Source organism: Aquimarina pacifica, assembly GCF_000520955.1.
Taxonomy (GTDB): domain Bacteria; phylum Bacteroidota; class Bacteroidia; order Flavobacteriales; family Flavobacteriaceae; genus Aquimarina; species Aquimarina pacifica.
In genome coordinates this window covers 141,536-156,578 of sequence record NZ_JACC01000009.1, presented here as the reverse complement: position 1 = coordinate 156,578, position 15,043 = coordinate 141,536, and the positions used below count along the sequence as shown (strand labels likewise).

11 protein-coding genes are annotated in these 15,043 nt (G+C 33.8%); 5 read left to right on the top strand and 6 right to left on the bottom strand.

What is annotated here, in order from left to right; all coding sequences use genetic code 11:
• Positions 1-8: 8 nt before the first annotated feature.
• Positions 9-2,144, bottom strand: a complete 2,136-nt coding sequence (locus DZ60_RS0106870; protein WP_025741354.1) for a carboxy terminal-processing peptidase — start codon at positions 2,142-2,144, stop codon at positions 9-11.
• A gap of 434 nt (positions 2,145-2,578) precedes the next feature.
• Between DZ60_RS0106870 and surE the strand changes: the two genes are divergently transcribed.
• The 5 genes from surE to DZ60_RS0106845 all read left to right on the top strand — a co-directional run bounded on the left by surE (position 2,579) and on the right by DZ60_RS0106845 (position 7,450).
• Positions 2,579-3,358, top strand: a complete 780-nt coding sequence (gene surE / locus DZ60_RS0106865; protein WP_025741353.1) for a 5'/3'-nucleotidase SurE — start codon at positions 2,579-2,581, stop codon at positions 3,356-3,358.
• Positions 3,355-3,654, top strand: a complete 300-nt coding sequence (locus DZ60_RS0106860) for a hypothetical protein (RefSeq protein WP_025741352.1) — start codon at positions 3,355-3,357, stop codon at positions 3,652-3,654. The genes surE and DZ60_RS0106860 overlap by 4 nt, the downstream gene beginning before the upstream one ends.
• Before the next feature lie 88 nt (positions 3,655-3,742).
• A complete protein-coding gene (gene lpxB / locus DZ60_RS0106855; protein WP_025741351.1) occupies positions 3,743-4,855 on the top strand; it encodes a lipid-A-disaccharide synthase in 1,113 nt (370 codons plus the stop codon).
• A 13-nt stretch (positions 4,856-4,868) separates the two neighbouring features.
• Positions 4,869-5,381, top strand: a complete 513-nt coding sequence (locus DZ60_RS0106850) for a C40 family peptidase (protein ID WP_034228966.1) — start codon at positions 4,869-4,871, stop codon at positions 5,379-5,381.
• Positions 5,382-5,395: 14 nt separating this feature from the next.
• Positions 5,396-7,450, top strand: a complete 2,055-nt coding sequence (locus tag DZ60_RS0106845) for a ComEC/Rec2 family competence protein (protein ID WP_025741349.1) — start codon at positions 5,396-5,398, stop codon at positions 7,448-7,450.
• Between the two features lie 3 nt (positions 7,451-7,453).
• On the opposite strand, the gene DZ60_RS22640 is transcribed toward DZ60_RS0106845, so the two are convergent.
• From DZ60_RS22640 to DZ60_RS0106815, 5 genes are all read right to left on the bottom strand, one after another.
• The gene (locus DZ60_RS22640; RefSeq protein WP_025741348.1) at positions 7,454-8,737 is read right to left on the bottom strand and encodes a serine hydrolase domain-containing protein; all 1,284 of its coding nucleotides are present in this window, start codon (positions 8,735-8,737) and stop codon (positions 7,454-7,456) included.
• Between the two features lie 482 nt (positions 8,738-9,219).
• Entirely contained in the window at positions 9,220-9,759 is a 540-nt protein-coding gene (locus DZ60_RS0106830) for a thioredoxin family protein (protein WP_025741347.1), read from the bottom strand.
• 108 nt (positions 9,760-9,867) lie between these two features.
• Positions 9,868-11,433 (bottom strand): peptide MFS transporter, encoded by a 1,566-nt coding sequence (locus DZ60_RS0106825; protein WP_025741346.1) that lies wholly within the window; start codon positions 11,431-11,433, stop codon positions 9,868-9,870.
• Between the two features lie 8 nt (positions 11,434-11,441).
• Complete coding sequence (locus tag DZ60_RS0106820; RefSeq protein WP_025741345.1) at positions 11,442-12,827, bottom strand: peptide MFS transporter; 1,386 nt, start codon at positions 12,825-12,827, stop codon at positions 11,442-11,444.
• A gap of 39 nt (positions 12,828-12,866) precedes the next feature.
• The gene (locus DZ60_RS0106815) at positions 12,867-15,038 is read right to left on the bottom strand and encodes a S9 family peptidase (protein ID WP_025741344.1); all 2,172 of its coding nucleotides are present in this window, start codon (positions 15,036-15,038) and stop codon (positions 12,867-12,869) included.
• Positions 15,039-15,043 lie beyond the last annotated feature (5 nt).

Sequence of the window (15,043 nt, the reverse complement as noted above, 5' to 3'; positions counted from 1 at the left end):
AATGCACATTAATTCTTTAGTGTAAGTGGATTTTTTGACCTTCTTATATTATTAATCTTCATATCCTCTAATACACTAATTGCTTCTTCTACATATACATCTTTACTCAGGCTTGTATGCCATCGACTTCTTTTCTCAGATAAAATTGAATCTGATTTCATCAGTGTTTTTTCATATGGTAAAGATTCAAAAGTAAGATTGGTTTTGTAATCGTCTATTGCTTCAAAACGTTCTGCTTGTTTCTCATTTTCTGCAATATTAGCCTTGTACTTATTATACTTTAAAGAATACGTGTTAATGTCTCTTTTTTGACTCACCCACTTTGCATTTTCGTCTATTAATTTTAACTGACTATTTTTAGCCATTCTTTCTTTACTATTGGTAATTGTTTGGTTAAAATCAATATACCCATCCCAAGCCGTATAATCAGCTGCGGCTATTTTATCCCATGGCAAAGGATTTTCTTGATCCTTTTCACCAATATCAATATAACTGTAACGATCCGGCACTACTACATCACTTTTGACTCCTTCTAATTGTGTTGAGCCTCCATTAACTCTATAAAATTTTTGTGTGGTCAATTTTAGCGCACCAAGATCTCCGAAATCATTACTTCTCATCCATCTGTTAAGGTCCATTACATTCTGAACTGTACCTTTACCGTATGTCTGGGTACTACCTATAATAATGGCTCTTTTGTAATCCTGCATTGCAGCGGCCAAAATTTCTGAAGCAGATGCAGATAATTCATTTACCAAAATTACCAAGGGACCATCCCAAAGTATATTTCTATCTTTATCACTCAATACTTCTGGAGATTCTCCTTTTGTTCTTACCTGAACTATTGGCCCTTTTTCTATAAATAAGCCAGCAATATCAACAACAGTTTGTAACGATCCTCCTCCATTATCGCGAAGATCAACTACCAAACCATCCATATTTTGTTCTTTAAGACGTATAATCTCTTGTTTTACATCTTTAGCAGCATTACGTTGATTGTAGTCCTGCATGTTAAAATAAAACTTAGGAAGGTTAACAATACCGAATGTCTTATCATTTTTCTTTACTATCGAAGATTTGGCATATGTCTCTTCGAGCTCAACCACATCCCTTACAATTTCGATAACATCAGTTGTACCATCAACTTTTTTAATTGTCAATGTTACTTTAGTTCCCTTAGGGCCTTTTATTAGACTAACAGCATCATCAAGTCTCATCCCTACAATACTCACAGGCTCTACTTCATCTTCTTGCTTTACCTTCATGATAAGGTCTCCTACTTCTACTCTGTTACCTCTCCAGGCAGGACCTCCCGAAATAATTTCAATAACCTTGACGTTGTCATTTTTCTTTTGCAATCGTGCCCCTATCCCTTCTAATTTTCCAGACATAGCAATATCAAATCGGTCCTTATCTTGAGGAGCAAAATAGTACGTATGTGGATCAAATTCTTCTACGATAGAATTGATATAGATAGAAAACCAATCTTTTCTTTCTAAATCATCAGCAAATTCGAAATACTCTTTTAACGAAGTTTTGGTAATTTCTCGTGCCTCACTCTCAAGCACAATAGATGTTTTGCGTTTATAATTACTGTTTTTGGTAAGAGAGTCTATCTGCGCCTCTACTTTATCATAATAACTAGATAATGCATTAAATTTTAATTGTAATCTCCAACGATCCCTCATCTGGCTCTCATTCTCTACATATGGTAATTTCTCATAATCAGTGTCAATACTTTCGTCTTTTTCAAAATCAAAAGGCACCTCGAGAATCTCTTTATGTAATCTTCGAGCTTGCATCATTCGATGCTGTAATCGCTCATATGTTAGATTAAAAAATTTAATTTCTTTATTTCGTATTTCATCATCAATCAATTCTTTGAACTCTTCAAACTCTTCAATATCGCTTTGATAAAAATATCTTTTAAGTGGATCTAATGCATCAATATAATCAACAAAAACTTCCTTCGAGAAATCGTTATTAATAGACTTGGCATCATAATGCCCTTTACCCAAGACATAACTTATTAAATCGATTAATAATTTATCCTTATCCGGGTCATTTTCTACTTTGGTAGTAAAACTGCAAGATGCTGCTGAAACAATGATTGTTAGCATCAAAACCAAAAAACTCTTTTTCATATGCTCATTTAATTTAGGGATAGTAGGCAAATTACATTAAAAATCATGCCAATAACACGTAATAATACTAAATTTTTCTTAAATGAACTAATAATATATGATACTCTTATGCACATTCGTTTTTCATTTGGGGAAGTTTTACTTTTAGCTTCACTAAAACTTCATAAACGACAGTAAGTTTTTGGTTATATTTTGGATGTTTTTTTGTTTAAACGGGTGTATTCATTAGAGCATCATGATACATACTTCAACAGCTATAAAACATAACATTTTCTACAATTTTACAAATAGTTTTGTTATGGTTGCATTCAAAAACAAAGTAAGGCATTACATATAGAAAACATAGAAAGTTTCACATAGGATTTATATTCAAAAAATGGGTGTAAATTACTATGATAAAAAAGTGTATTTTTACGATCAAAACCCATACAAATATGACTCAAAAACGGCCTTTAATTTTGGTCACTAATGATGATGGAATCACGGCTCCAGGAATACGTGCTTTAATTAGTGTAATGACTGAAATCGGAGACGTTGTTGTGGTGGCGCCTGATAGTCCACAAAGTGGTATGGGGCATGCCATTACGATTAATAGTGCACTCTATTGTGATGCTGTTGTTATTGATAAAAATGCACCTCAACAGGAATATAGTTGCTCAGGAACTCCGGTAGATTGCGTAAAAATGGCATCTAGACAATTATTAACAAGAAAACCCGATCTTTGTGTGAGCGGTATTAATCATGGGTCCAATTCTGCTATCAATGTTATTTATTCTGGTACCATGAGTGCTGCTGTCGAAGCAGGTATTGAAGGAATACCCGCAATAGGATTTTCTTTACTTGATTATGCCATGGATGCTGATTTCGAGCCTTCAAAAAAATTCGTAAAAACAATTGTTACGAATGTTCTAAAAAATGGCTTACCTAAAGGAGTTGTTCTCAATGTGAATATTCCTAAATTACCCGAAAAAGATATTAAAGGAATAAAAATATGTCGACAGGCGAATGCACATTGGATGGAAGAATTTGACAAAAGAACAAATCCAATGGGAAGAGAATATTATTGGCTTTCGGGCACTTTTATTAATGAAGACAAAGGAGAAGATACTGATGAATGGGCATTACACAACGGATATATATCTATTGTTCCTACTCTGTTTGATCTCACGGCACATCATTTTATACAGGAACTAAACAATTGGTCGCTTACATGATTAAAAAAAAGATTCTTACCGGTTTTTCTATTGGTTTACTATTAAATATTCTTGGATTTATAATTTGCGTATTTATATTTAGTTCATTGAGTAAACAAACCTCGTCGTTTTCTGATACTATCAAAACATCTATGATAAATGACTCATTCGAAAGCCTAATTGCTCTAGGTGCATTACCAAACTTGATCGTGTTTTTTTTATTTCTAAGAAAAAACAACATATATCATGCTCGAGGCGTTCTTCTTGCAACACTTATTGCTGCTATTTGTATCGCAATTAGTAAATTTGGATTCTAATTGTAAAATATAGTAGCAGAATTAATTAAAAACACCCCCAATCTGATAGAGTTTATAAGTTTATTGACGTTTAAAACCATACAAAAAAGTGAAATACTATATTATTGCCGGAGAAGCATCAGGAGATTTACATGGTGCTAATCTTATGAAATCAATTCTCAAAGAAGATCCCGAAGCTACTTTTAGATTTTGGGGAGGGGATCTTATGCAGGCTGTAGGAGGATCCATGGCCAAACATTACAGAGACTTAGCTTTTATGGGGTTTGTAGAGGTCCTTATGAATTTATTTACCATTCTTAAAAACCTAAAATTTTGCAAACAAGATATTACTGATTTCAACCCTGATGCTGTTATTTTTATAGACTACCCAGGGTTTAATTTGCGCATTACGGAATGGGCAAAGGAAAAAGGGTACCCAACACATTATTACATATCTCCACAAATTTGGGCGTGGAAAGAAGGTCGAATAAAAACCATCATGGAGTATGTAGATATGATGTATGTAATTCTCCCTTTCGAAAAAACTTTTTATGAAGACAAGCATGAATTCCCTGTACAATTTGTAGGACACCCCTTAATCGATGCCATTTCTGAGCATAAACAAATTATGCCAGAAACGTTCAAATCTAAGCATGATCTAGATGATCGGCCAATTATTGCTATCCTTCCCGGAAGCAGAAAACAAGAAATTCGTAAAATGCTCAAGGTTATGCTTACGGTTGTTGACGATTTTCCTGATTACCAATTTATAATTGCTGGGGCACCTAGCCAGGATCCTGAATTTTATGCCCCCTTTATTCAAAAACAAGGAGTGCACCTGATTATGAATGAAACCTACGACTTACTAAGTCTTAGTAATGCAGCCCTAGTTACATCGGGTACAGCGACGCTAGAGACGGCATTGTTCAAAGTTCCGCAGGTTGTCTGTTACAAAGGGAGTTACATCTCTTATCAAATTGCAAAACGTGTTATTAATCTTGAATATATTTCTTTGGTAAACTTGATTATGGATAAGCCAGTAGTGGCAGAGCTTATTCAGAATGAATTGAATCCTAAAAGATTAAAAGAAGAACTTTCAAAAATTATAGACGATTACAATAGAGCGGTATTATTTTTGGACTATTATGACTTAGAGAAAAAACTTGGAGGAAAAGGGGCTAATGACAAAACCGCCAAGTTAATAGTCGAATCTATACAATAAAAACACCCCAATAATGAAGAACATTTACTACTATTTACTTATTTTGTTAAGCTTCTTGTTATCCTCCTGTGGCGGAGCATCAAAGAAAACAGCTGTTATTTCTTCCAAAAAAAGTACTTATAGTGCACATAGTAGTGCTCCCAATAAAAAAATAAAAAGCATTGTTGGGCATGCAAAAGCTTTTAGTGGGACACCTTACAAATATGGAGGCACAACAAGAAAGGGTATGGATTGTTCGGGCCTTGTATACACATCCTTCAAAAAAGAAAATGTTACCCTACCAAGAACCTCAAGAAATATGGCTGCCCAAGGAACATCTGTTTCCCTCAAAAAAGTAGCAATAGGAGATTTACTTTTTTTTAAAACTATTAAAGGAAAAAATACCATCTCTCATGTTGGAATTGTAGTACAAACCAAAGGAGGTATCAAATTTATTCATTCCTCTTCTAAAAAAGGAGTCATCATTTCTAGCCTTGAGGATTCCTATTGGAACCCCAGATTTGTAAAGGCAAAAAGGATGTTATAAGCATATATAGTGTTGTGAAGCTTCTTAATATCCCGTTTATTATCATTACTATTTCGACCGTAATAGGAATTAGTATTGAGAAATTTCTTTCTATTAATATCCAAACCATTTTATTCATATTTACTGTACAGGTTGGTCTTCTAGGCCTTTCATGGTATTACGAAAAAAAGACTTCTTCTAAAGGCTCTTTTTTTACGATTGTAATGATTGCTTTTTTTATAACCTTTGGTATTACACTCGTTAAAATTCATAATCCAAAGAGCTATGATAATCACTATACTTACCTTTTAGAGAACAAAAACATTAAAAACAAAAAAGTTGGAATTCAATTTCATATCAAAGAGCGACTAAAACCCTCTATCTATTACGACAAGTACATTGCCTCAATACAACACATTTCAAATCATATTTCTAAAGGCAAATTACTAATTAGAATACCCATAGACACCCTGTCTGAGCCATTACCAATTGGGACCTCATATAGTACATTTACAAATTTATCCTCTATTTCAAAACCTAAAAATCCGAATCAGTTTGATTATGCTAAGTATTTGGAAAAACAATATATATATCACCAGATCACAGTATCAAACAATAAATTAATAAGTAATAAAAAGACATTTTGGTCTTTTTATTACTTATCGGATCAAATTAGAACCTTCGTTAATAACAAACTATCGCATTATGATTTTGACAAAAAACAATTATCTATCATTAATGCATTATTGTTAGGGCAACGTCAAGACATTGATACAGAAACATTAGATGAGTACAAAAATGCAGGAGCTATTCATATATTAGCCGTATCCGGATTACATGTTGGCATCATTCTAGCATTTCTTACTTTTATCCTAAGTCCATTAGACAGATATGGAAATCGATATAAAACCATAAAATTAATAGCAACTCTTATATTACTTTGGTGTTTTGCCATTATTGCAGGATTATCACCTTCGGTGCTTAGAGCGGTAACCATGTTTTCTTTTTTGGCGATTGGTATGCACATTAGATCAAAAACAAGCATTTATAATTCATTATTCATTTCGTTATTTATTCTTTTGTGCTTTAATCCTTTATTGCTTTTCTCTATTGGGTTTCAGCTTAGTTATCTAGCCGTTTTTGCTATTGTTTGGATTCAACCCAAATTAGCAAAGCACTACAAACCTAAATATTTCATCCCTAAAAAAATCTGGGAAACATTTACAGTAACCATTGCAGCACAACTAGGACTATTGCCACTTTCTCTATTCTATTTTAATCAATTTCCGTTACTATTTTTTATCTCAAACGTATTAATCATCCCGTTTTTAGGGAGTATTCTCGGATTAGGCGTAATAACAATTCTATTAGCATGTCTAAACATCTTACCAGAAAAAATTGCAACTTTATTCGGTTTATGTATTGACTATATGAACACTAGCGTTAGTTGGGTAGCACAGCAAGATGTATTTTTAATTGAAAATATTTTCTTTTCCTGGAAAATGCTACTAGCCCTTTACAACGTTATTATTACTTCTTTTTTAACTATTCAGGACTATAAAAAAAGAAGAATCTGGATGGTCTCATCTGTATTGATATTAATGTCTATTATTATTTTTGAGAAGACGGGTGCTCTTAATCAAGAAGAATTTATCGTATTTAATAACAACAACAATACAACGGTAGGCTTTCTTAAAAACAAAAATCTAAGTCTATATAGTCACGACACTCTTTCTGTAAAAACACGTCACTTTTTACTCAACAACTACCTAACACAAAAACAAGCAAAACTAGACACTATAGCTCCTCTAAAAAATGTGTATAGCTATAAGGATCGAACAATTTTATTAATAGACAGCACATCAATTTACAAGGTTAAAGAGATGGACCCTGATATTATTATATTATCTAATTCTCCTAAAATTAATTTAGAACGATTATTAAAGAGCTTTACTCCACGTAAAATTGTTGCGGATGCAAGTAATTATAGAAGCTATATTAAAAAGTGGAAAACAACGTGCAAAAAACATAAAATTCCTTTTCATCACACAGGTAAAAAAGGCGCTTTTATAGTAAGACAAGGCAAATAAAATCTATAGAACACTCAAAGACTCTTTTAATACTTCGTCATACGAAGAAGTATTCATTATTTCCTGAATAATTTTATGGAGATCAGGCACACAGGTTCTAGCCAACTTATTTTGACTGTTAAAGAGTACGCAGATCCCTAAATCTTCTTCAGGATATATAGCTATCTCGGTTCTATAATCGTTAACGCTACCACCATGGTGAATTATGGTTGCTGGTTTTTGCGAGCCTTCATTTACAAATGTATGTATACGCCATCCATACCCGTACGATGACGATATATAGTTAGGCCATTTTTGGTAGTACTTACTCCTTCCGCCCACTTCAATTTTTGGAGTAAACACTTCTTGCATACTGGTAGGCATTAGCACCTCTGGATTATTACCTAACAGAAACTTCATCCACTTAGACATATCAACAGCACTGGCATTTACCCCTCCTGCAGCAATGGCATTCGTATAATATTTATTATTTATAGGTATCGGCTGCCATCCATTTATATATTTTTTATGTGGTTGCGCTACATTATCAGACAACTCAAGTGCTTCATAACTTGTAGAAGCAGAAGACATTGCCAACGGATCAAAAATCTTTTTTTGCATTACTTCTCTAAGCGAGGTTCCTGTAACTTGCTCAACGATTGCTCCGCTTAAGGCAAAAATTGCATTTTGATAACTATAAATAGCACCTGGTTTTCCTATAGGATCTACCTCCTTAAAGCTACTAGCTATTTCATTAATTGATATTCCGTCTTCAACGAGATTCGTAAAACTGTGATACGGTAACCCTGTAGTATGAGACAATATATGCGATATGGTAATGTTTTCTGTCTGTTGTTTATTCGGAAGTTCAAAATCAGGCATATACGACATCACCTTATCTCCCCAATCTATGAGCCCTTCCTCTACATGAATCCCTGCCAAAACACCTGCAAATCCTTTTGAGGCCGAACCTATTCTAAAAATAGTTTCTTCATTAATCTTTTCTTTAGTAACACTACTTCTATGTCCATAACCTCCGGCATATAAAACGGAATCACATTTTACAATAGCAACAGAAGCACCTACAATATCACCATTATCAATTGCTTGATTAAAATATCGTTGTAATGCTGCCGTCAAATGTTTTTTATTTGACACAGAAAAATAAAAGTCAGGTGAAATTTCTAATGGTTCAGTAACAATAGGTGACGAAGTATGTCTCAGACTATATTGTTCTCTTGCTTCAAAAGAAAAAAGCAAAATAACAATTAACATAGTTAGGGTAGCTATGAGATATATTTTCTTCATAAATATGGCATTTTCAAAAAACAAACCAGCACAAAAAGAGATCGACTAAACAAGAAATTTGAGTTATTCTACTTGTTACATGCTTTTATTTTTTGAAAGTGATTTGGGTATTACATCGAGTTTATTAATCAGTTTAACGCAAACTTAAGCAATTAATTGTAGTAATACCATTTCTATTGTAAAATCAATAATACAAAATTGATCTACAAACATAAATTTTCTGATTTTCAAATCTATTTTTTGTATTGAAAAATCTATTTCAAATACCATACCGATTAATATAGTGGCATCTCACCTCACTTATTTATTATACGTAAGCAGCAATCCCTCTAAAAAAGGAATAAAACGCCTTTCTTCACTAAACGAGCTTCTCTATATTATGCGAATCTAAAGTCCCAAAAAAACTTTGGATTCGTTATCATAAAAAAGCATGACTAGTAGTAGTCATGCTTTTTTATGATATCCAGTATAAGACCTTATCATCAATTCGCAAATGTACTCACGAAAGATTTTTCGTATGCCTGCCAAGCATCAGTACTCGTTAAGGTTTTATAATCATTATTATGTATCATTTTCAGATATATTTCTAATTGCTTAGGAGTTTTATACCCAACTACTGGGGCAATTAGCTCTCCCTTTTCATCAAAAAACACCATACTAGGGTATCCAGATACTTTTAATGCATTTGCAAAAAAGTGTTGGCTATTGCGACCTTTTCGGGCAGGATTATAATTCGGATTTGTATATGTAAAATCTTTATAATGTACTTCCTCTGTCCCTTCTGCATTAAATTTTACAGCATAATAGTTTTTATTTACATAGGATACTACATCTGCATTATGAAACGTATTTTTATCCAAAAGTTTACAAGGCCCGCACCAATTGGTATAGACATCCATAAATATTTTTTTGGGGTTAGTTTTTTGCGCGGCTAATGCATCATTCATCGACATCCAGTTTATTTCTTGCGCCTGAACAAAAAAGCACAGTAAAAATACTGGAACATAAAGTAGGTTTTTCATTTTATAGTTGTTTATAGTTGCTAAGAACAAAAACCATTCCTCTTACAGGAAGGAATTCAATTAGAGTTGGGTAGCAACACAAATTTACACAAAAAAGTTTAGTATTCATTATCGCACTCCATGCATCAACTTCTTTAGCAATGGATTAAGCGCTATCATAAGCCCACCAGCGCCTATTGGCACAACAGTAAAAATTAAAAAGAAAGTCGTTAATGAATAATTAGCTGTAATTTGATCAATCATTCCTCCTAATTGACCTGCAGACCAATTACCTAGAAAAATAGCGAGGTACCATACACCAAACATAACCCCTATTAATTTTGCAGGAACTAGCTTACTAACGTATGATAATCCAACAGGTGATAAAAATAATTCACCTAATGTATGAAATAAATAGGCCAGAATCAACCACATCATACTTACACTTGCTGTCTCTGCTCCCTGCGGAATAGCAATCGAACCAAATGCTAATAAAGCAAAACCAAAACCCAGAAGTATTAGCCCTAAACCAAATTTTACAGCTGCTGATGGATTGTATTTACTTTCCCATAGTTTTGAAAACATAGGAGCAAAAGAAATGATAAATAAAGAATTCAAAATCCCAAACCATGAAGCCGGAACTTCTGTAGTATCTGCAGCAAACTCCCGATTTAATTTCCATAATACAATAATCCATATGATTACAAAACTACATCCCAAAATACTATTTGATAATGAAATCTTTTTGAATGTCTGAATGAACAACTTATAAAGTACCCATGTAATAATAAGCAAAGGTATTAAGGTAATGGCCGTATCTACAATCTTAAAAATTAGGGCACTATCGCCTGTCAGAATACGATTCGTATACTTATTTGCAAAAATAGTCATAGATCCTCCTGCCTGCTCAAAAGCTGCCCAAAAAAAGACGGTAAAAAATGCCAGTATCCCTACAACAATATATCGATCTTTGGTTACTTTAGAGCTCACCTTAATCTGATCAACAACTTCTTCTGCATGATCTTCTAATTCATCATCTATATCATCTAATGCTAGTTTCTCTTTAGGTACTAAGCCTACACTCTCAAAAATACTTCGCCCAAACCAAAATTGCAGCATTCCTAAGAACATAAATATTCCTGCAAGTCCAAATCCATAGCTCCAACTTACCTTTTCTCCTATGTATCCACATAACATAATTCCTAAAAAAGCACCTGCATTTACTCCCATATAGTATATGGTATACGCACCGTCTTTCTTTTCTTCATGTGCGTCATAAAGTCCGCTTACTATAGAGGTTAAGTTTGGCTTAAACAAGCCATTACCTATGATAAGACACGCAAGGCCCGCATATAAAAACACAGGAGTCTCTAGAGCCATTGCTGCATGCCCCAGTGTCATAAAAAGAGCTCCCAAGGCCACTGCTTTTCTGTAGCCCATAAATTTATCAGCAATAAACCCACCTAGAATTGGTGTGAGGTACACTAATCCAGTATACCATCCGTAAAGTTTTAAGGCATCTTCGTTACTCCATGCCCATCCGCCATTAACTATTTCGGATGTTAAAAAGAGTACAAACAGAGCTCGCATACCATAATACGAGAAACGCTCCCACATTTCGGTAAAGAAAAGTACAAATAAGGAAGGCTTATGACCTAATAAACTAAATACTTTAGAATCGTTTTGTGCAGTCATACTAAATCTTAGTTATCTGCCAATTCAAATCCCTCTGCCTCTTCTTGCGAAGTTCCTTCTTTATCCTCTACACCATGTGTAAGTATTTCTAGTTTTTTTCTAAAAACCATAACTATTAGACCAAAAACAACGCAAAAAACCGCTATTCCTGTAAATATTGTAAATTCACCAAGATTCTCTGCAGACTCTCCCAGCAACCCTGCCAATTTATTACCGAAACCAGTCATAGCAAAATAAACTCCCATCATCAATGCTCCATATTTTACTGGAGCTAATTTTGTAATAAAAGATAAAGCAACAGGAGATATACAAAGTTCTCCTATAGTATGAAAAAGATACGCCAAAACTAACCAATACATAGCAGAAGAACCATTAGCTGTAAATTCTGCAGAGGCTGCTGTCATAAAAAAGAAACCTGTTCCCATAATTATGAGCCCCACTATCATCTTAAACAAGGAACTAGATACTTTTCCTTTTAATTTTCGTTTTGCCCAGTATAAAGCAACGGTAGTTCCCAGAAAAATAATGAACATCGCATTTAGAGATTGAAACCAAGATGCAGGAACCTCAAATCCCATCAACATCCTATTTGTTTTTTCATTCGCATAGATATTCATTAATCCTCCTGCTTGCTCAAAAGCTCCCCAAAAAACGATCACCAATAGAAAAGAAATTAGTAATACTACTATTCTATCTTTTTCAATTTTAGTCAAGGGCTTTTTCATTGCTTCTTTATCTTCTACTTTTTCAGAAGTACCCAAAAAATTACCTACATGTACAAGGTATTTTTGCCCTAAAAGGTATTGTACCAGACCAAATGCCATACCAATACCTGCTAAACCAAAACCGTAATGCCATCCATGAACTTCTCCCACATATCCAACAATTAAACTAGATAAAAAAGCACCTAGGTTAATCCCAATATAAAAGATAGTAAACCCCTTATCTCTGCGAATATCTCCTTGTTTATACAAACCTCCTACCATAGTAGAAATATTTGGTTTTAGCATTCCTACACCTGCAATAATCAGTCCCAGACCTGAGTACCATGCCCACATTTCCTCAATCGCCAGAACACTGTGCCCCACAACTAAAAGAATCCCCCCTATTAAAACGGATTTCTTCTGTCCTAATAGCTTATCTGCTATCCACCCACCAGGAATTGATGCCACATACACTAACATGGTATACCATCCATAAAGTGCTAAAGCCTCTCCAGATGTCCAACCTAAACCAGGGTTTTCATCCACAGTTTTTGTGGTAAGATATAGAACAAAAAGAGCTCTCATACCATAATAGGAAAAACGCTCCCACATTTCGGTCATAAATAAGACATACAGCCCGATAGGATGCCCGAAAAGCTCTTTTTGATGAGGTTGTGAAATTGAAGACATAAAATAAAAATTAAGTTATTAAAAAAGTTGAGTTATTATTTATAAATTATTTTTGATGAAGTTCGTCATCTTATTATACAAATGAAGTCTTGTATTACCACCATATATTCCATGGTTTTTATCAGGATAGATAGCCCAATCAAAATCCTTGTTTGCCTGTACAAGCGCCTCGACCAATCGCATCGTATTTTGTACATGCACATTATCATCAGCACTACCATGTATTAGTAAATATTTTCCTTTCAACCCTTTTACAAAATTAATTGGTGAGTTATCATCATATCCTTTTGCATTCTCTTGTGGTGTCTTGAGATAACGTTCTGTATAAATAGTATCATAAAACCTCCAACTGGTAACAGGTGCTACGGCAATAGCCATTTTGAAAGTATCCGGAGCCTTAAACAAACAGTTGCTAGACATAAAACCACCATAGCTCCATCCCCAAATACCAATTCGTGAAGCATCAACAAATTCTAATGCCCCAAAATACGTTGCCGCTGCTATCTGATCCTGCACCTCTAGGTTTCCTAAATCATTTTGCGTTGCTTTTTTAAATTTTGAACCTTTAAAACCAGTTCCTTTTCCATCAACACAAGCTACTATGTATCCTTGTTGCGCTAACATCATATACCAGTAGTCATTTGAAGAATACCATGAGTTGCTTACCATCTGGGACCCTGGACCTGAATATTGATACATTAATAATGGGTACTTTTTCTTAGGATCGAAGTCTTTAGGTTTAATCATCCATGCATTAAGAGTTTCTCCGTTAATATCAATAGTAGAAAATTCTTTTGGCCTTACATTATATTTTGATAATGCATCTAATAATGTTTTATTGTCTTTAATAGCTCTTACTACTTCTCCTGTTTTGCTAGAATGAAGACTATATTCATAAGGAGTACTTGTATTAGAAAAGTAATTAATATAGAGTCCAAAATCAGCACTAAATTCAGCTTCATTTGTACCTTCTTTTGTGCTCAATTGCTTTTTTTCTTTTCCATTAAGGCCTATAGAAAAAATATCTCGGTTAATATTGGATTTCTCGACACTCTGATAAAATATTTTTTTATTCTTTTTATCATAACCATAATAATCAGTGACTTCCCAAGACCCTTGTGTAACCTGATTAATCAACTCTCCTGTTTGTTTATAATGGTAAATGTGATTAAAACCATCTTTCTCGCTTGTCCAGATAAAACTATTATCCTCTAAAAAAGTAAGGTTATCAGTAATATCAACATACGCTTCATCCTGCTCATTGAGTACTACTTTAGGTGTTTTTGTCTTGGCGTCTACAAAAATTAAATCCAAATTATTTTGATGCCTATTTAACACCTGAACACTTAACATATCAGGGTTTGCTGTCCATTTAATTCTAGGAATATAAAAATCCTTGTAATCCCCTAAACGCACCTCATCAGATGTCATTGTTGTAATATCTGCTATAAACAAAGATACTTTAGCGTTCTTTTCTCCTGCTTTAGGGTATTTGAACACTTCTTGTTGTTGATACAATTGATTTCCGTATACATCCATCGAAAACTCCGGTACTTCACGCTCATCAAAACGTAAAAATGCAACTTTATTACTATCTGCGCTCCAATCAAAAGCTCTAACAACGGCAAACTCTTCTTCATATACCCAATCCGTAATTCCGTTGATAATTTCATTTTTCTTTCCATCATCTGTTAACTGAATCTCTTGTCCTGTTACAAAATTGAGCATATATATATTGTTCTCTAAAATGTAAACGATCTTATTACCATCTGGAGACAGCATCGGTGATTGAATTTTTTTATCATGAATTTTAAAAATACCTTTTGAAGGAACATCATATAAGTAGTAAACCCCTTTGTAAGAACGACGATATATTTGTTCTAATTCACCATACAGTAATATTCTGCTTTCGTTTTCACTAAATTCATATCCCTGAAAAGAAGACAATTCATCAATCATAGAAGTACTTAGTAATGTTCTGGTTTTTTCACCTGTCTCGTAGCTGTATACCTCTATATTCGTTGCTCCAGAAATCCCATCTTGCTCCAGAACTGAATATTCTGTACCATTATTCATAGAATGCAACGATTCGAAGCCTTGGGTTAAAAAAGCTCCTCCCCAAATTTCGTCGACAGTAAACGATTTGTCTTGAGAAACAACACTAAATGCAATAAATAATACTACAGGAAAAAGAATCTTTGTAATTTTCATATCAT